The sequence below is a fragment of the Rhizobacter sp. genome (assembly GCA_019635355.1).
In the GTDB taxonomy this organism is placed as follows: Bacteria; Pseudomonadota; Gammaproteobacteria; order Burkholderiales; family Burkholderiaceae_C; genus Rhizobacter.
This window is the reverse complement of the sequence record JAHBZQ010000001.1, coordinates 1,599,100-1,616,914: the sequence shown is the minus strand read 5'-3', so window position 1 is coordinate 1,616,914 and position 17,815 is coordinate 1,599,100. Positions and strand designations below refer to the sequence as shown.

Sequence of the window (17,815 nt, the reverse complement as noted above, 5' to 3'; positions counted from 1 at the left end):
ACAACATGACGACTCCGAACTACGGTTCCAAGCGCACGGTGGTCGGTGCGCACTATGGCCTGCGCGACTGGCTCGCGCAGCGTGTCACCGCGGTGCTGATGGCGCTCTTCACGCTGGTGCTGATCGTCCAGGTGCTGCTGCCTGGCCGCATGGGCTACGACAAATGGGCGGGCATCTTCTCCACCCAGTGGATGAAATTCCTGACCTTCGTGACCATCGTCGCGCTGGCCTACCACGTGTGGGTGGGCATCCGTGACGTGCTGATGGACTACGTGAAGCCCGTGGGCGTGAAGCTCGTGCTGCAAGTGGCCACGCTCGTGTGGCTGGTGGGCTGTGCCGGCTGGGCCATCCAAGTGCTGTGGAGACTGTGAACGTGAGCGCAACCAAGATTGCAAAGAGAAAGTTCGACGTCGTGATCGTCGGAGCCGGCGGCTCCGGCATGCGGGCGTCGCTGCAGCTGGCCCAGGCCGGCCTGAACGTGGCCGTGCTGTCCAAGGTCTTCCCGACCCGCTCGCACACCGTCGCAGCCCAAGGTGGCATCGGCGCCTCGCTCGGCAACATGAGCGAAGACAACTGGCACTACCACTTCTTCGACACGGTGAAGGGCTCCGACTGGCTCGGCGACCAGGACGCCATCGAGTTCATGTGCCGTGAGGCGCCGAAGGTCGTGTACGAGCTCGAGCACTTCGGCATGCCGTTCGACCGCAACCCCGACGGCACGATCTACCAGCGCCCGTTCGGCGGCCATACCGCCAACTATGGCGAGAAGCCGGTGCAGCGCGCCTGCGCCGCCGCCGACCGCACCGGCCACGCGATGCTGCACACGCTGTACCAGCAGAACGTCAAGGCCCGCACGCACTTCTTCGTCGAGTGGATGGCGCTCGACCTGATCCGCGACGCCGAGGGCGACGTGGTCGGCGTGACCGCGCTGGAAATGGAAACCGGCGACCTGCACATCCTCGAAGCCAAGACCGTGCTGCTCGCCACAGGCGGGGCAGGGCGCATCTTCGCGGCCAGCACCAACGCCTTCATCAACACCGGTGACGGCCTGGGCATGGCGGCACGTGCCGGCATCCCGCTGGAAGACATGGAGTTCTGGCAGTTCCACCCGACCGGCGTGGCCGGCGCGGGCGTGCTGCTGACCGAAGGCTGCCGCGGCGAAGGCGCGATCCTGCGCAACAGCAACGGCGAGCGCTTCATGGAGCGTTACGCCCCGACGCTGAAGGACCTGGCGCCTCGCGACTTCGTCTCGCGCTGCATGGACCAGGAAATCAAGGAAGGCCGTGGCTGTGGTCCCAACAAGGACTACGTGGTGCTCGACATGACCCACCTGGGCGCCGAGACCATCATGAAGCGCCTGCCGTCGGTGTTCGAGATTGGCCACAACTTCGCCAACGTCGACATCACCAAGGAGCCGATCCCGGTGGTGCCGACCATCCATTACCAGATGGGCGGCATCCCGACCAACATCCACGGCCAGGTGGTCGTGCCGAAGGACGGCAACCCGAATGCGGTGGTGAACGGCCTCTATGCGGTCGGCGAATGCTCCTGCGTGAGCGTGCACGGCGCCAACCGCCTGGGCACCAACTCGCTGCTCGACCTGCTGGTGTTCGGCCGCGCCGCCGGTAACCACATCGTCGAGAGCGGCCTCAAGGCCAAGGCCCACAAGCCGCTGCCGGCCGATGCGGCCGACTACACGCTGTCGAGACTGTCCAAGTACGAGAAGAGCACCAGCGGTGAATACGCACAAGACGTGGCCAACGACATCCGCTCGGCCATGCAGCAGCACGCCGGGGTGTTCCGCACGCAGTCGTCGATGGACGAAGGCGTGGTGAAGATCAAGGCCATCGCCGAGCGCGTGAAGGGCATCCACCTGGCGGACAAGTCCAAGGTGTTCAACACCGCCCGCATCGAGGCGCTGGAAGTCGAAAACCTGATCGAGGCGGCGCTCGCCACCATGATCTCGGCGGCGGCCCGCAAGGAAAGCCGCGGCGCCCACACGGTGAACGACTACGGTGACTCCATCGAATTCCCGAACGGCCGCAACGACAAGGTGTGGATGAAGCACACCCTCTGGTATTCGGACGGCAACCGCCTCGACTACAAGCCGGTGAACCTGAAGCCGCTCACCGCCGAATCGATCCCGCCCAAGGTCCGCTCGTTCTGAGCCCGCCGTAGGAACAGACATGACGAAGAGAACTTTCCAGATCTACCGCTACGACCCCGACACCGACGCGAAGCCGCGCATGCAGACGATCGAGGTCGAACTCGACGGCTCCGAGCGCATGCTGCTCGACGCGCTGATGAAGCTGAAGGCGGTCGACCCGTCCTTGAGCTTCCGCCGCTCGTGCCGCGAAGGCGTGTGCGGCTCGGACGCCATGAACATCAACGGCAAGAACGGCCTGGCCTGCCTGACGAACATGCGCACGCTGCCGGATGTCGTCGTCCTGAAGCCGCTGCCCGGCCTGCCGGTCATCCGCGACCTGATCGTGGACATGACGCAGTTCTTCACCCAGTACAACTCGATCAAGCCGTACCTGGTGAACGACACCATGCCGCCCGAGAAGGAGCGCCTGCAGTCGCCCGAAGAGCGCGAAGAGCTCAATGGCCTGTATGAGTGCATCCTGTGCGCGAGTTGCTCGACGAGCTGCCCGAGCTTCTGGTGGAACCCTGACAAGTTCGTCGGCCCGGCCGGTCTCCTGCAGGCCTACCGTTTCATCGCCGACAGCCGCGACCAGGCCACTGGCGAGCGCCTCGACAACCTCGAGGACCCCTACCGCCTGTTCCGCTGCCACACCATCATGAACTGCGTCGACGTCTGCCCGAAGGGCCTGAACCCGACGAAGGCCATCGGCAAGATCAAGGAATTGATGGTCCGCCGGACTGTCTAAGCAGGTCGCCACGACATGCAGACCCTGATCGACGAACGGGCCCTCTCCAAGCTGCGCTGGCGCTGCCGCCGCGGCTTGCTGGAGAACGACCTCTTCGTCGAGCGCTTCTTCAAGCGCCAGGGAACGGCCATCACCGAAGGGCAGGCCCAAGGCTTGCTCGCGCTGATGGACCTGTCGGACAACGACTTGCTGGACCTGCTGCTGGCCCGCAAGGAGCCCGAAGGCGAGTTGCAGCGAGATGAAGTATTCGAAGTGCTCAGGCTGATGCGCACCGGTCACCACTGAGCCGTGTGATTTCCAAGACTCTCAAGAAGGAATGCCCATGACCCCCTCCGACGTGAAAGCCACCCTGTCGTTCTCGGACGGCAGCCCCGCCATGGACCTGCCCGTCTACAAGGGCACCGTGGGCCCGGATGTGATCGACATCCGCAAGCTTTACGCCCAGACCGGCAAGTTCACCTACGACCCGGGCTTCCTGTCGACGGCTTCCTGCCAGTCGAACATCACCTACATCGACGGCGACAAGGGCGAACTGCTGTACCGCGGCTACCCCATCGAGCAGCTGGCCACCAACTGCGACTACCTCGAAACCTGCTACCTGCTGCTGAAGGGCGAGCTGCCCAACGCCGGCCAGAAAGACGACTTCGTGAAGACGGTCACCCGCCACACGATGGTCAACGAGCAGATGCAGTTTTTCCTGCGCGGCTTCCGCCGCGACGCGCACCCGATGGCCGTGATGACGGGCCTGGTGGGCGCGCTGTCGGCCTTCTATCACGACAGCACCGACATCAATAACCCGCAGCACCGCGAGATCGCGGCGATCCGCCTGATCGCCAAGATGCCGACGCTCGTGGCCATGGCCTACAAGTACGGCATCGGCCAGCCCTACATCTACCCGCGCAACGACCTCTCCTACGCCGGCAACTTCATGCGCATGATGTTCGCCACCCCGTGCGAAGAGTACGAGCCGAACGACGTGCTGGTGCGCGCGATGGACCGCATCTTCATCCTGCACGCCGACCACGAGCAGAACGCCTCCACCTCGACCGTGCGCCTGTGCGGCTCGTCGGGCACCAACCCGTTCGCCGCCATCGCTGCCGGCGTGGCCTGCCTCTGGGGCCCGGCCCACGGTGGCGCCAACGAAGCGGCGCTCAACATGCTGGAAGACGTCCAGAAGATGGGCGGCGTCGAGAAGATCGGCGAGTTCATCAAGCAGGTGAAGGACAAGAACTCCAACGTCAAGCTGATGGGCTTCGGCCACCGCGTCTACAAGAACTACGACCCGCGCGCCAAGCTGATGCGCGAGACCTGCCACGAAGTGCTGGGCGCTCTGGGCCTGCAGAATGACCCGCTGTTCAAGCTGGCCATGGCGCTCGAAAAGATCGCGCTGGAAGACGAATACTTCGTCGCCCGCAAGCTCTACCCGAACGTCGATTTCTACTCGGGCATCGTGCAGCGCGCGATTGGCATCCCGGTGAGCCTCTTCACCGCGATCTTCGCGCTCGCCCGCACGGTCGGCTGGATCGCCCAGCTCAACGAGATGATCTCGGACCCCGAGTACAAGATCGGTCGCCCGCGCCAGCTATTCGCCGGTGCGACCGCGCGCGACGTCAAACCCATTGCACAACGCGCCTAACGCCGGAAAAGCGCTTTCTTTGCACGCGAACCCCGGCCTCAGAGCCGGGGTTTTTGCTTCTGGACGCCTAAAATCTCACTCTTTTCCGCCCGACAACGGCCCGAACGCCAACCAAGGTAGCCATGGGACGCACGCTGTACGACAAGATCTGGGACGAACACGTCGTCCACACCGAGGAAGACGGCACCGCCGTCCTCTACATCGACCGCCACCTCGTCCATGAAGTGACGAGCCCGCAGGCGTTCGAGGGCCTGGACCTGGCGAACCGCAAGGTCTGGCGCATCTCGGCCAACCTGGCGGTCAGCGACCACAACGTGCCGACCACCGACCGTTCGCACGGCATCGCCGACCCGATCTCTCGCCTGCAGGTCGACACGCTCGACAAGAACTGCGACCGCGTCGGCATCACGCAGTTCAAGATGAACGACAAGCGCCAGGGCATCGTGCACGTGATCGGCCCGGAGCAGGGCGCCACGCTGCCCGGCATGACGGTCGTCTGCGGCGACTCGCACACCTCCACCCATGGCGCTTTCGGCGCACTGGCGCATGGCATCGGCACCAGCGAGGTCGAGCATGTGCTGGCCACGCAGACGCTGCTGGCGCGCAAGGCCAAGAACCTGCTGATCAAGGTCGATGGTTCCTTGCCCAAGGGCTGTGGCGCGAAGGACATCGTGCTCGCCATCATCGGCAAGATCGGCACAGCCGGTGGCACCGGCTACACCATCGAGTTCGCCGGCTCGGCGATCCGTGCGCTGAGCATGGAGGGCCGCATGACGGTGTGCAACATGGCGATCGAGGCGGGCGCACGCGCCGGCCTGATCGCGGTCGACGACACGACCATCAACTACGCGCAGGGCCGCCCGTTCTCGCCGACCGGCGTGGTGCTGGAGCAGGCCATCGCCTACTGGCGCACGCTGCATTCCGATGCCGATGCGCAGTTCGACCGTGTGGTCGAGCTTGACGCCAGCGAGATCCGCCCGCAGGTCACCTGGGGCACCTCGCCCGAGATGGTGCTGTCCATCGAAGATCGCGTGCCCGATCCGGACCGCGAGAAGGATGCGAACAAGCGCGGCGCGATGGAACGTGCGCTGACCTACATGGCGCTCGAGCCCAACAAGCCCATCAGTGACATCCGCATCGACAAGGTCTTCATCGGCTCGTGCACCAACTCGCGCATCGAAGACATGCGCGAGGCGGCTGCCGTGGTGAAGCGCCTGGGCAAGCGCATTGCGTCGAACGTGAAGCTGGCGCTGGTGGTGCCGGGCTCCGGGCTCGTGAAGGAGCAGGCAGAGAAGGAAGGCTTGGACAAGGTCTTCACCTCGGCTGGTTTCGAATGGCGCGAGCCGGGATGCTCGATGTGCCTGGCGATGAACGCCGACCGGCTGGAGCCGGGCGAGCGTTGTGCGTCCACCTCCAACCGCAACTTCGAAGGGCGCCAGGGGGCAGGGGGGCGCACCCACCTCGTGAGCCCGGCGATGGCCGCAGCCGCCGCCATCGAAGGCCACTTCGTCGACGTGCGTCGCATCGCCTGAGGAAGAAGACATGCAAGCCTTCAAGCTCCACAAGGGTCTGGTCGCGCCGCTCGACCGCGAAAACGTCGACACCGACGCGATCATTCCGAAGCAGTTCCTGAAGTCGATCAAGAAGTCGGGCTTCGGCCCGAACCTGTTTGACGAATGGCGTTACCTCGACCACGGCGAGCCGGGACAAGACCCGTCCACGCGCAAGCCCAACCCCGACTTCGTGCTCAACCAGCCGCGCTACAAGGGCGCCTCGATCCTGTTGACGCGCCAGAACTTCGGTTGTGGCTCGTCGCGCGAGCACGCGCCGTGGGCGCTCGACCAGTACGGCTTCCGCGCCATCCTCGCGCCGAGCTACGCCGACATCTTCTTCAACAACAGCTTCAAGAATGGCCTGCTGCCGATCGTCTTGCCCGAGTCGGCGATCAACCAGCTCTTCGACGAGGTGAACGCCTTCGTCGGCTACCAGCTGACGATCGACCTGGAGCGCCAGGTCGTGGCCAAGCCCGATGGGGCTGAAATCCCGTTCGAGATCGCGTCGTTCCGCAAGTACTGCCTCATCAACGGCTTCGACGACATCGGCCTCACGCTGCGCCATGCCGACAAGATCAAGGCCTACGAGGCCGAGCGCCTGCTGACCAAGCCTTGGCTCGCCAAGACCATCTGAACACGACGACACCATGAAGATCGCGATCCTGCCCGGCGACGGCATCGGTACCGAAATCGTGGCCGAGGCCCTGAAGGCGCTCGCCTGCCTCGACCTGAAGTTCGAGATGGAAGAGGCCAAGGTCGGCGGTGCCGCCTACGAGGCGCACGGCCACCCGCTGCCCGAGCACACGCTGAAGCTCGCCAAGGAAGCCGACGCGGTGTTGTTCGGTGCCGTGGGCGACTGGAAGTACGACAAGCTCGACCGCCCGCTGCGCCCCGAGCAGGCCATCCTGGGCCTGCGCAAGAACCTCGAGCTCTTCGCCAACTTCCGCCCGGCGATCTGCTACGAAGAGCTGACGCACGCGTCGTCGCTCAAGCCCGAGATCGTCGCGGGCCTCGACATCCTCATCATCCGCGAACTGACCGGCGACATCTATTTCGGACAGCCGCGCGGCCGTCGCCAATCGCCCGATGGCGCGTTCAAGGGTGCCGACGAAGCCTTCGACACCATGCGCTACTCGCGCCCGGAGATCGAGCGCATCGCGCACGTCGCTTTCCAGGCCGCACGCAAGCGCAACAAGAAGGTGCTGAGCGTCGACAAGGCCAACGTGCTGGAGACCTTCCAGTTCTGGCGCGACGTGGTGACCGAGGTGCACGCCCAGTACCCCGACGTGGAGCTGGAGCACATGTACGTCGACAACGCGGCGATGCAGCTCGTGAAGCAGCCGAAGCGGCTCGACGTGATCGTCACCGGCAACATGTTCGGCGACATCCTGAGTGACGAGGCCGCGATGCTGACGGGTTCGATCGGCATGCTGCCGTCGGCCTCGCTCAACGCGAAGAACCAGGGCCTCTACGAGCCGAGCCACGGCTCCGCGCCTGACATTGCGGGGAAGGGCATCGCCAACCCGCTCGCCACGATCTTGTCGGCCGCGATGATGCTGCGCTTCAGCCTGAACCAGGAGAAGGCGGCCCAGCGCATCGAGGCTGCCGTCAAGGCGGTGCTGGCGAAAGGCCTGCGCACCGCCGATATTTACAGCGCCGGGACCACGAAGGTCGGCACAAAGGAGATGGGCGACGCTGTGGTCGCCCAGCTGAAAGCGCAAGGCTGACCCTTCACTTTCAGATCAACACTTTCACAGACGATAGGAATCAAGATGGCTACGAGATTGGTCGGCCTGGTGGGCTGGCGAGGCATGGTGGGTTCGGTCCTGATGGACCGCATGCAGGCAGAGAACGACTTTGCACTGATCGAGCCGGTGTTCTTCAGCACCAGCAACGTCGGCGGCAAGGCGCCCGCACAAGCGAAGAACGAGACCACGCTGCAAGACGGCTTCAACATCGACGCGCTCAAGCGCTGCGAGATCATCATCACCGCCCAGGGCGGTGACTACACCACCGAGGTCTACCCGAAGCTGCGTGCGGCCGGCTGGAACGGCCACTGGATCGATGCGGCGTCGACGCTGCGCATGAAGGATGACGCGGTCATCATCCTCGACCCGGTCAACATGCCGGTGATCAAGAACGCGCTCGCCAAGGGCGGCAAGAACTGGATCGGCGGCAACTGCACCGTGAGCTGCATGCTGATGGGCGTGGGCGCGCTGTACAAGGCCGGCCTCGTCGAGTGGATGAGCACGCAGACCTATCAAGCGGCGTCGGGTGGCGGTGCGCAACACATGCGCGAGCTGCTCACGCAATACGGCACGCTCAACGCCGAAGTGAAGGCCTTGCTCGACGATCCGAAGAGCGCCATCCTCGAGATCGACCGCAAGGTCATCGCCAAGCAGCGCAGCCTCACCGAGGCGGAGACGGCCAACTTCGGCGTGCCGCTGGGCGGTAGCCTGATCCCCTGGATCGACAAGGACCTGGGCAATGGCATGTCCAAGGAAGAGTGGAAGGGCATGGCCGAGACCAACAAGATCATGGGCATGGGCGACGGCTTCGGCACGCCCGCCGTGCCGGTCGACGGTTTCTGCGTGCGCGTGGGCGCGATGCGCTGCCACAGCCAGGCGCTGACCTTCAAGCTCAAGAAGGACGTGCCGTTGGCTGACGTCGAAGCGATGATTCGCAACGACAACGCCTGGGTGAAGTTCGTGCCGAACACCAAGGAAGACACCCTGCGTGACCTCACGCCGGTGGCGGTGACCGGGACGATGACCATCCCGGTCGGCCGGGTGCGCAAGCTGGCGATGGGGCCGGAGTACCTCGGCGCCTTCACCATCGGCGACCAGCTCCTGTGGGGCGCGGCCGAGCCGCTGCGCCGCATGCTGCGCATCCTGCTCGACGCGTGACAGATGGATGCAGGCCCTCGTCCCGCGTTGCGGAACCGCCACAAGGGCCTGCTCCTGAACCCTTTGATCGGCTTTGCCGACGAATGTCAGGCAAAGCATGAGCTTGTCTTTGTATCTCGTTGATGTTATTGTGATTTCTACCTTTATCGGTTGAAAGCGCCCTCAAAGCCCGTGGCTCGCGTCAACAACAACTCCGAAAGCAGTGGGGCTCGCTCGGTTCCACCCCCTTCCTACTGGGAGACGCCTTGAAAAGAAACTCGCTGTACACAGGGCGATTCGCTCTGACCGGAGCGGCCTTCGCCGCGATGTGCCTCATTGCCTCGAACGCGCAAGCGCTCGGCCTGGGGCGCCTGAACGTGCAGTCGGCGTTGGGCGAAACCCTGAAGGCCGAGATCGAGGTGACGAGCCTCACGCCCGAGGAAGCGTCGAACTTCAACGTTCGTGTGGCGCCGCCCGAGTCGTACCGCGCTGCAGGCGTCGACTACAACTCGGTGTTGCCGGGTACGCAAGTCGTGCTCGAGCGGCGTCCCGATGGGCGCTCGATGCTCAAGCTGTCGAGCGACCGGGCCGTGCAAGAGCCCTTCGTGGACGTGATCCTCGAGATCACCTGGTCCACCGGCCGCCTGGTGCGCGAATACACGCTGCTGCTGGACCCGCCGTCGACCCGCGTTGCCGCAGCGCCGGTGCCCCCGGCCGCTCCGACGACGGCCCCCATCATCACGCCGGCTCCGGCGGCGCCTGCTGCTGCGCCTGCGCCGTCGTCCGAGCCGGTGCGCCGCACCTCACCGACGCCGCGTGCCACGGCGCCGGCTCCGTCGTCCGAGCCCGCTGAGCCCCGCAAACCCGCTGTCACGCGCGCCCCATCCGTGGCTCCGGCGGGTGACGCCATGGGGGCGGACGAATACAAGGTGAAGCCGGGCGACACACTGTCGCGCATTGCCGGGCGCACCCAACGGCCCGGCGTCTCGCTCGACCAGATGCTGGCTTCGCTGTACCAGGCCAACCCCGACGCGTTCGTCAACAGCAACATGAACCGCCTGAAGTCGGGCGTGGTGCTGAGCGTGCCGTCGGCCGACAGTGCCAAGGCCATCACGCCGGCTGAAGCTCGCCAGATGATCCAGGCGCAGAGCGCCGATTTCGGCACCTACCGCCAGCGCCTGGCCTCGGCGGCGCCTGCCGCGCCGGCCGACGCACCGTCGCGTCAAGCGGGCGGCAAGGTGCAGTCGTCGGTTGAAGACCGCAAGGCATCGGCCGCGCCCACGCCGGACAAGCTCACGCTGAGCAAGGGCACGGCGGGCAAGGCGTCGGGCCCGGAAGATCGCCTCTCGAAGGAGCGCGAGAAGAAGGATGCCAACGCCCGCGTGGCCGAGCTGTCGAAGAACGTCGAGGAACTGAAGAAGCTGTCGAGCGCTTCGGCTGCAGCGGGCGGCAAGGCCCCTGCGCCGGCTGTCACGGCGCAAGCACCAGCGGTGAAGCCGCCGGTGGCCCTGCCAACCCCTCCGGTTGCGCCTGCCAAGCCGGTTGCGCCGCCGCCTCCTCCCCCGCCACCACCACCGCCTCCCCCGCCGCCGCCTCCTCCTCCGCCGCCGCCGCCGCCGCCTCCTCCTCCGGTCGCACCGCCGCCGCCCGCGCCGGCTCCTGCTCCCGCGGTGGTCGCTGCGCCAGCCTCTGCGCCGGAAGTTGCGGCGTCCGCACCGGCTGTGATGGCCGCGGCGTCCGCCGCCAGCGTGGCGGCAGCCAGCGCGCCGATGGTGGCTGCGTCTCGCCCCGCGCCGCGCCCCCCAGTGGCGGCCCCGGCTGCCGAGCCTCAGGGGCTGTTCGCCTCGCTGCTCGAAGACAACCCGCTGGTGCTGGCCGCCGGTGCGGCGCTGATCGCGCTGCTGGCAGGCTTTGGCATCTACCGCTTCACCAAGCGCGCGAAGAAGGACAGCGGCGAGACCTCGTTCCTCGAGAGCCGTCTGCAGCCTGATTCGTTCTTCGGTGCCAGCGGCGGCCAGCGCATCGACACCCGCGATGCGGGCGGTGCATCGTCGTCGATGAGCTACTCGCTGAGCCAGCTCGACGCCATCGGTGACGTGGACCCGGTCGCCGAAGCCGACGTCTACCTCGCCTATGGCCGCGACCTGCAAGCCGAGGAAATCCTGAAGGAGGCGATGCGCGCGAGCCCCGAGCGTCTGGCCATCCGCACCAAGCTGCTGGAGGTCTATGCCAAGCGCCGCGACACCAAGGGCTTCGAGCTCCTGGCCACGCAGCTCTACGGTTTGACCGGCGGCCAAGGTGAAGACTGGGCAAAGGCCCAGGAAATCGGCCTGCAGATCGACCCCGAGAATCCGCTCTACCAGCCGGGTGGCAAACCCGCCGCGGTGGAAGGTGAAGGCCGTCCGTCGGCCGAGCTGCTGGGTGCGAGCACGATGCCGCAGTCGGTGCTGCCATCGCCGTCGGAGTTCGGTGCCAGCGGCAATTCGGGCAGCGGGTTCGACACCACGGGTGGTGGCGGGCTCGACCTCGATCTCGACCTCGACCTGGGTGGCGCCGCCGAGGCAGCTCCCGCGCCGGCCGCGCGCCTCGATGAACGCACGCAGCCTGTGCAGGTGCCTCCCCCGCCACCGCCAGTGGCCGCGCCGGCCTTCGACGCCATGAGCTTCAACCTGCCGCCGGTGCCGGCGCCACCTCCGGCTGCTCCGGCTTCGCAATCGATGGACTTCGATCTCGGCAACATCTCGCTCGACCTGGGTGACGACAGCACCGTCGCCCAGCCCAAGGCCACGCAGCCGGCGGGCGACGATTTCGGCACCATCGACCTCGGCGAACCCGCCGACGATGGCGCCGACCCGATCGCTCGCAAGCTCGAGCTGGCCGAGGAGTTCCGCCAGATCGGCGACATGGAAGGCGCACGCGACCTGCTGCAGGAAGTGGTGGCCAAGTCCAGCGGCGCGACGAAGAACCGCGCGCAGGCCATGCTCAACGAGCTGGGTTGACCGCATCGGGGGTGCGCGCTGCCGATCGGCGGCGCGCCGACGTGACATGAGACTGGCCCTGGGGGTTGCATATCGGGGCCAGGCCTACGCCGGCTGGCAGAGCCAGCCCGGTGGCAACACGGTGCAGGACCATCTGGAATCGGCGCTGTCGCAGTTCGCGGCGGCGCCGATTCGCACTTTGTGCGCGGGCCGCACCGACGCAGGCGTCCACGGCCTCAACCAGGTCGTGCACCTGGATGCGCCGGTCGAGCGCGAGCAGTTCTCGTGGGTCCGCGGCACCAACCGCTACCTGCCGCCCGACATTGCGGTGCAGTGGTGTCGCGAGGTCCGCGATGACTTTCACGCCCGCAACAGTGCCCGCGGCCGGCGCTATGCCTACGTGCTGCTTGAATCGCCCGTGAGACCCGCCATCGAGCAGGGCGCCGCTGGCTGGGTGTTCCGGCCGCTGCAGGCCGAGCCCATGCGTGAAGCCGCGCAGGTGCTGGTCGGTGAACACGACTTCAGCAGCTTCCGCTCCGCCGAATGCCAGGCCGCGTCGCCGGTGAAGGAGTTGCGCGCGATCGGCATCACGCGCCACGGCGCCTACTGGCGCTTCGACTTCGACGGCTCCGCCTTCCTGCACCACATGGTGCGCAACATCATGGGCTGCCTCGTGGCCATCGGGTCCAGCCAGCGCCCAGCCGGCTGGATGCGCGAGGTGCTGGCCGCGCGCTCTCGTGATGCTGCCGCGCCCACCTTTGCCGCGGCAGGTCTGTACTTCGTCGGCCCGTACTACGATTCAGACTTGGACCTCCCGGCCCACACGCCGGCGATCGACTGGCTGCCGCATGGATGAGCCACGCATGAGCACTCGCACCCGAATCAAGATCTGCGGCCTGACCCGCGAAGCCGACCTCGACGCCGCTGTCGAGGCGGGTGCCGACGCGGTCGGCTTCGTGCTGTATGCCAAGAGCCCGCGTCACGTGACCCTCGACCGTGCGGCGACGCTGGCCTCGCGCTTGCCGCCCTTCGTGACGCCGGTCGTGCTGCTCGTCAACGCCTCGCCGGCCGAGATCGAAGCAGCAGCGGCTGCCATTCCCAACTTGATGCTGCAGTTCCACGGCGACGAAACGCCGGGCCAATGCCGTGAAGCCGGCAGGCCCTTCCTGCGCGCTGCGCGCATGGCGCCAGGCTTCGATTTGTTAGACTTCGCAGCTCTTTACCCCCACGCCCAGGGCCTGTTGCTCGACGCTCACGTCGAAGGCTATGGCGGCAGCGGAAAGGTTTTCGATTGGTCTCAAATTCCACCCGACGTGCCCCGTCCAGTCGTTTTGTCTGGTGGGTTGCATGCCGGAAATGTGACCCAAGGGATTCTTCAGGTACGGCCCTCGGCCGTTGACGTCAGTTCCGGCGTCGAGGCTGCCAAAGGCATCAAGGATGCCGCAGCCATGCGCCGGTTTTGCGAGGCCGTCCGCGACGCGGATGCGCGCATCGCAGACTCAGCCACCTGAAAGCGAGAGACACCATGTTGAAGTACGACCAGCCCGATGCCCGCGGGCATTTCGGGCCCTATGGCGGCACCTTCGTCGCCGAAACCCTGATCCACGCGCTCGACGAACTCAACGCCGCCTATGAAGCGGCGCGCAAGGACCCGGCGTTCATCGCCGAGTTCCAGTACGAGCTCAAGCACTTCGTCGGCCGCCCGAGCCCGATCTACCACGCTGCCCGCCTGAGCCGCGAACTTGGCGGCGCGCAGATCTACCTGAAGCGCGAAGACCTGAACCACACCGGCGCGCACAAGGTCAACAACACCATCGGCCAGGCCCTGCTCGCCCGGCGCATGGGCAAACCGCGTGTCATTGCCGAGACCGGCGCCGGCCAGCACGGCGTGGCCACGGCCACCATCTGCGCACGCTACGGCATGGAGTGCGTCGTCTACATGGGCAGCGAAGACGTGAAGCGCCAGTCGCCCAACGTGTACCGCATGCACCTGCTCGGCGCCCGCGTGGTGCCGGTGGAAAGCGGCTCCAAGACCTTGAAAGACGCGCTGAACGAGGCGATGCGCGATTGGGTCACCAACATCGAAAACACCTTCTACATCATCGGCACCGTGGCCGGCCCGCACCCGTATCCGGCGATGGTGCGCGACTTCCAGCGTGTGATCGGTGATGAGTGCCTGCTGCAGATGCCCGAGATGGCCGGCCGACAGCCCGACGCGGTGATCGCCGCCGTGGGTGGTGGCTCCAACGCGATGGGCATCTTCTACCCCTACATCCCGCACGAGGAGACCCGCCTGATCGGCGTCGAAGCCGCAGGGCAGGGGCTCGAGTCGGGCAAGCACTCGGCCAGCCTTTCCAAGGGCTCGCCCGGCGTGCTGCACGGCAACCGCACCTACCTGCTGCAAGACGACAACGGCCAGATCACCGAGACGCACTCCATCTCGGCCGGCCTCGACTACCCCGGTGTCGGCCCCGAGCATGCGTACCTGAAGGACATCGGCCGCGCCGAATACGTCGGCATCACCGACGAAGAGGCGCTCAAGGCCTTCCACCGCCTGTGCCGCACCGAAGGCATCATCCCGGCGCTCGAGTCGTCGCACGCCGTGGCACAGGCCATCAAGATGGCGCCGACGATGAGGCCCGACCAGCACCTGCTCGTGAACCTCTCCGGCCGTGGCGACAAGGACATCGGCACCGTGGCCGACCTCTCCGGCGCCGAATACTTCGACCGCCCCTCGCAGGCCGGCCGCACGGTGAAGGGGGCCCAGCCATGAGCCGCATCCAGACCGTGTTCAAGGCGCTCAAGGCGCAAGGCCGCAAGGCGCTCATCCCCTACGTGATGGCCGGTGACCCGTACCCCGATGCCACCGTCGAGTTGCTGCTTGCGATGGCGAAGGCCGGGGCTGATGTCATCGAGTTCGGCGTGCCGTTCTCGGACCCCATGGCCGACGGCCCGGTGATCCAGGCCGCCGGCGAGCGCGCCCTGGCCAAGGGCATCGGCTTGCCGCAGGTGCTGGAGTTCGTGCGCCAGTTCCGCCGCAGCAACGACACCACGCCCATCGTGCTGATGGGGTACGCGAACCCGATCGAGCGCTACAACCAGCGCCTGGGCGAGGGCGCATTCGTGCGCGACGTCAAGGCAGCGGGTGTCGATGGCGTGCTGGTGGTGGACTACCCGCCCGAGGAATGCGAAGCCTTCGCCGCGCAGATGCGTGCAGCCGAGCTGGACCCGATCTTTCTGCTCGCCCCTACCTCCACCGAGGAGCGCATCAAGGACGTCGCCCGCATCGCCACCGGCTTCGTCTACTACGTGTCGCTCAAAGGTGTGACGGGTTCCGGTGCGATCGATACCCGATCGGTCGCCGAAGCATTGCCCCGCATCCGCGCCCATGTGAAGGTGCCGGTCGGCGTCGGTTTCGGCATACGAGATGCCGAGACGGCCAAGGCCGTGGGCGCGGTGTCGGATGCGGTCGTGATCGGTGCCCGCATCGTGAGCCTGCTGGAAACGCAAACGCGCGACAATGTCGCTTCTGCCGGCGCGGCGTTCATCGCCGAGATCCGCACGGCCCTCGATTCCCTGAAAGGAGTTCCCGCATGAGTTGGCTTGAAAAACTGCTGCCTCCCAAGATCCAGCAGACCGACCCGGCCGAGCGGCGCACCGTCCCCGAAGGCTTGTGGATCAAGTGCCCCTCGTGCGAGACGGTGCTCTACAAGAACGACCTCGAGCAGAACCTCAACGTCTGCCCCAAGTGCGCCCACCACCACCGCATCGGTGCGCGGGCACGCTTGAATACCTTCCTCGACGGCGAAGGCCGCTACGAGATCGGCCAGGAAGTGGTGCCTGTCGACGCGCTCAAGTTCAAGGACAGCAAGCGCTACCCCGAGCGCCTCAAGCAGGCGATGGAAACGACCGGCGAGACCGATGCGCTGGTGGTGATGGGCGGCGCGCTGCACACCATCCCGGTGGTGGCGGCCTGCTTCGAGTTCGACTTCATGGGCGGCTCGATGGGCTCGGTGGTCGGCGAGCGCTTCGTGCGCGGCGTCGAGATGGCCGTCGAGCAGAAGGTGCCCTTCATCAGCTTCACCGCCACCGGCGGTGCGCGCATGCAGGAAGGTCTCTTGAGCCTGATGCAGATGGCCAAGACCAACGCGGCCCTCACGCACCTCGCGAAGAGCAAGCTGCCCTACATCAGCGTCCTGACCGATCCGACGATGGGTGGCGTGTCGGCCAGCTTCGCGTTCATGGGCGACATGGTGATCGCCGAGCCGAAGGCGCTGATCGGCTTCGCCGGCCCGCGCGTGATCGCCGACACCGTGCGCGAGAAGTTGCCGGAAGGTTTCCAGCGCGCGGAGTTCCTGATGCAGACGGGCGCGATCGACGCGATCGTCGACCGCCGCGAACTGCGCAGCGTGATCGCCAAGTCGATCTCGATGCTGCAGCGTCAGAGTGCCGACGCGGTGGCCTGACCGTCGCGTTGTGCCAAGACAAGGGCGGCCTCGGCCGCCCTTGTGCATTCCAAACCTTTTTCCATCCCATGACCCTGCCCACCACGCTGGCCGAATGGCTCGACCACTGCGAGCGACTGCACCCGAAGAACATCGACATGGGCCTCGCACGCAGCGAGGAGATGAAGCGCCGCCTGAACCTCGAGTTCAAGGTACCGGTCATCACCGTGGCGGGCACCAACGGCAAGGGCTCGACCTGCACCATGCTCGAGTCGATCGGCCTGCACGCGGGCTACAAGGTCGGTCTCTACATCAAGCCGCACTTCGTGCATTTCGAGGAGCGTTGCCGCGTCAACGGCGCGATGGTGTCGGCGGCCGATCTGCTGCCGCACTTCGAAGCGGTGGAGAAGGCACGCGGCGACATGCCGCTGACCTATTTCGAGTTCACCAGCCTCGCGATCTTCCGGCTGCTCTCGATGGCCGAGCTCGACATGGTGATCCTGGAAGTCGGCCTCGGTGGCCGGCTCGACACGGTGAACGTGATCGACACCGATTGCGCCGTCATCACGAGCATCGCGCTCGACCACATGGAATACCTCGGCCCCGACCGCGAGGCCATCGGCCGCGAGAAGGCCGCGATCATGCGGCCGGGCAAACCGGCGATCTTCAGCGACCCGGTGCCGCCGGCCAGCGTGGGCGAGTACGCCAAGAGCATCGGGGCCGACCTTTGGCAGATCGGTGTCGACTTCAACTTCGCGGGTGACAAGCAGCAATGGGGCTGGGCCGGGCGCGGGCGGCGTTACGCGGGGCTGGCGTATCCGTCGCTGCGTGGCGCCAACCAGCTGCTCAACGCCTCGGGCGCCATCGCCGCATTCGAGGCCTTGCGCGATCGTTTGCCGATCAACGCACAGGCCATCCGCAGCGGGCTGGCCACGCTCGAGTTGCCGGGTCGCTTCCAGATCGTGCCGGGTCAGCCCACGCTGGTGCTCGACGTCGCCCACAACCCGCATGCGGTGGGAGCGCTCTTCGAAAACCTCGACCAGATGGGCTTCTTCCCGCGCACCCATGCGGTGTTCGGCGTGATGGCCGACAAGGACATGGCGGCCATCCTCACCCGCATGGCACCGCTCGTCGACCACTGGTACTTCTGCGACCTGCCCATTCCACGCGCGGCACCGGCGCAGCAGCTCGCCGACCTGCACCGCGCGCTGGCGCTGAAGGGGCCGGGGCCGGTCACGACGTCCATGCATTCCAACCCGTCGGAGGCCCTGCGTGCAGCGGTCGCCGCAGCAGACCCCGCTGATAGAATCGTCGCCTTCGGCTCGTTCTACACCGTGGGCGGCGTGCTCAAAGATGGCCTGCCCCGGTTGTCTGCCAAGCACCTCAGCTGATCTGCATCCGTCAGGCCCTCAAAGCCTGCGAAGCTC

16 protein-coding genes are annotated in these 17,815 nt (G+C 66.3%); all 16 read left to right on the top strand.

Annotated elements, in window-relative coordinates; translation table 11 throughout:
• The first annotated feature begins 5 nt into the window (after positions 1-5).
• The 16 genes from sdhD to folC all read left to right on the top strand — a co-directional run bounded on the left by sdhD (position 6) and on the right by folC (position 17,779).
• The gene (sdhD, locus tag KF892_07170; GenBank protein ID MBX3624774.1) at positions 6-371 is read left to right on the top strand and encodes a succinate dehydrogenase, hydrophobic membrane anchor protein; all 366 of its coding nucleotides are present in this window, start codon (positions 6-8) and stop codon (positions 369-371) included.
• A 2-nt stretch (positions 372-373) separates the two neighbouring features.
• Positions 374-2,167, top strand: coding sequence for a succinate dehydrogenase flavoprotein subunit (locus KF892_07165; protein MBX3624773.1), 1,794 nt, complete (start codon positions 374-376; stop codon positions 2,165-2,167).
• 19 nt (positions 2,168-2,186) lie between these two features.
• A complete protein-coding gene (locus tag KF892_07160) occupies positions 2,187-2,891 on the top strand; it encodes a succinate dehydrogenase iron-sulfur subunit (protein ID MBX3624772.1) in 705 nt (234 codons plus the stop codon).
• A gap of 15 nt (positions 2,892-2,906) precedes the next feature.
• Positions 2,907-3,176 carry a succinate dehydrogenase assembly factor 2 gene (locus KF892_07155; GenBank protein MBX3624771.1) on the top strand — a complete coding sequence of 90 codons (270 nt, stop codon included), beginning with the start codon at positions 2,907-2,909 and terminating at the stop codon, positions 3,174-3,176.
• 37 nt (positions 3,177-3,213) lie between these two features.
• A complete protein-coding gene (gene gltA, locus KF892_07150; GenBank protein ID MBX3624770.1) occupies positions 3,214-4,527 on the top strand; it encodes a citrate (Si)-synthase in 1,314 nt (437 codons plus the stop codon).
• Between the two features lie 122 nt (positions 4,528-4,649).
• The gene (leuC, locus tag KF892_07145; protein MBX3624769.1) at positions 4,650-6,059 is read left to right on the top strand and encodes a 3-isopropylmalate dehydratase large subunit; all 1,410 of its coding nucleotides are present in this window, start codon (positions 4,650-4,652) and stop codon (positions 6,057-6,059) included.
• Positions 6,060-6,069: 10 nt separating this feature from the next.
• Positions 6,070-6,714: a 3-isopropylmalate dehydratase small subunit gene (gene leuD, locus KF892_07140; GenBank protein MBX3624768.1), complete on the top strand. Its 645-nt coding sequence runs from the start codon at positions 6,070-6,072 to the stop codon at positions 6,712-6,714.
• A 13-nt stretch (positions 6,715-6,727) separates the two neighbouring features.
• Positions 6,728-7,807, top strand: a complete 1,080-nt coding sequence (gene leuB / locus KF892_07135; protein MBX3624767.1) for a 3-isopropylmalate dehydrogenase — start codon at positions 6,728-6,730, stop codon at positions 7,805-7,807.
• A gap of 45 nt (positions 7,808-7,852) precedes the next feature.
• Entirely contained in the window at positions 7,853-8,986 is a 1,134-nt protein-coding gene (gene asd, locus KF892_07130; protein MBX3624766.1) for an aspartate-semialdehyde dehydrogenase, read from the top strand.
• Positions 8,987-9,291: 305 nt separating this feature from the next.
• A complete protein-coding gene (locus KF892_07125) occupies positions 9,292-11,964 on the top strand; it encodes a LysM peptidoglycan-binding domain-containing protein (GenBank protein MBX3624765.1) in 2,673 nt (890 codons plus the stop codon).
• Positions 11,965-12,010: 46 nt separating this feature from the next.
• A complete protein-coding gene (gene truA / locus KF892_07120; GenBank protein ID MBX3624764.1) occupies positions 12,011-12,799 on the top strand; it encodes a tRNA pseudouridine(38-40) synthase TruA in 789 nt (262 codons plus the stop codon).
• The gene (locus KF892_07115; protein MBX3624763.1) at positions 12,792-13,454 is read left to right on the top strand and encodes a phosphoribosylanthranilate isomerase; all 663 of its coding nucleotides are present in this window, start codon (positions 12,792-12,794) and stop codon (positions 13,452-13,454) included. Before truA ends, KF892_07115 begins: the two co-directional genes overlap by 8 nt.
• Positions 13,455-13,468: 14 nt before the next feature.
• On the top strand, positions 13,469-14,716 hold the full coding sequence (gene trpB / locus KF892_07110; GenBank protein MBX3624762.1) for a tryptophan synthase subunit beta: 1,248 nt from the start codon (positions 13,469-13,471) through the stop codon (positions 14,714-14,716).
• Positions 14,713-15,540: a tryptophan synthase subunit alpha gene (trpA, locus tag KF892_07105; protein MBX3624761.1), complete on the top strand. Its 828-nt coding sequence runs from the start codon at positions 14,713-14,715 to the stop codon at positions 15,538-15,540. Before trpB ends, trpA begins: the two co-directional genes overlap by 4 nt.
• Positions 15,537-16,409 (top strand): acetyl-CoA carboxylase, carboxyltransferase subunit beta, encoded by an 873-nt coding sequence (accD, locus tag KF892_07100; GenBank protein MBX3624760.1) that lies wholly within the window; start codon positions 15,537-15,539, stop codon positions 16,407-16,409. The genes trpA and accD overlap by 4 nt, the downstream gene beginning before the upstream one ends.
• Positions 16,410-16,477: 68 nt before the next feature.
• A complete protein-coding gene (gene folC, locus KF892_07095; GenBank protein ID MBX3624759.1) occupies positions 16,478-17,779 on the top strand; it encodes a bifunctional tetrahydrofolate synthase/dihydrofolate synthase in 1,302 nt (433 codons plus the stop codon).
• The last annotated feature ends 36 nt before the right edge of the window (positions 17,780-17,815 follow it).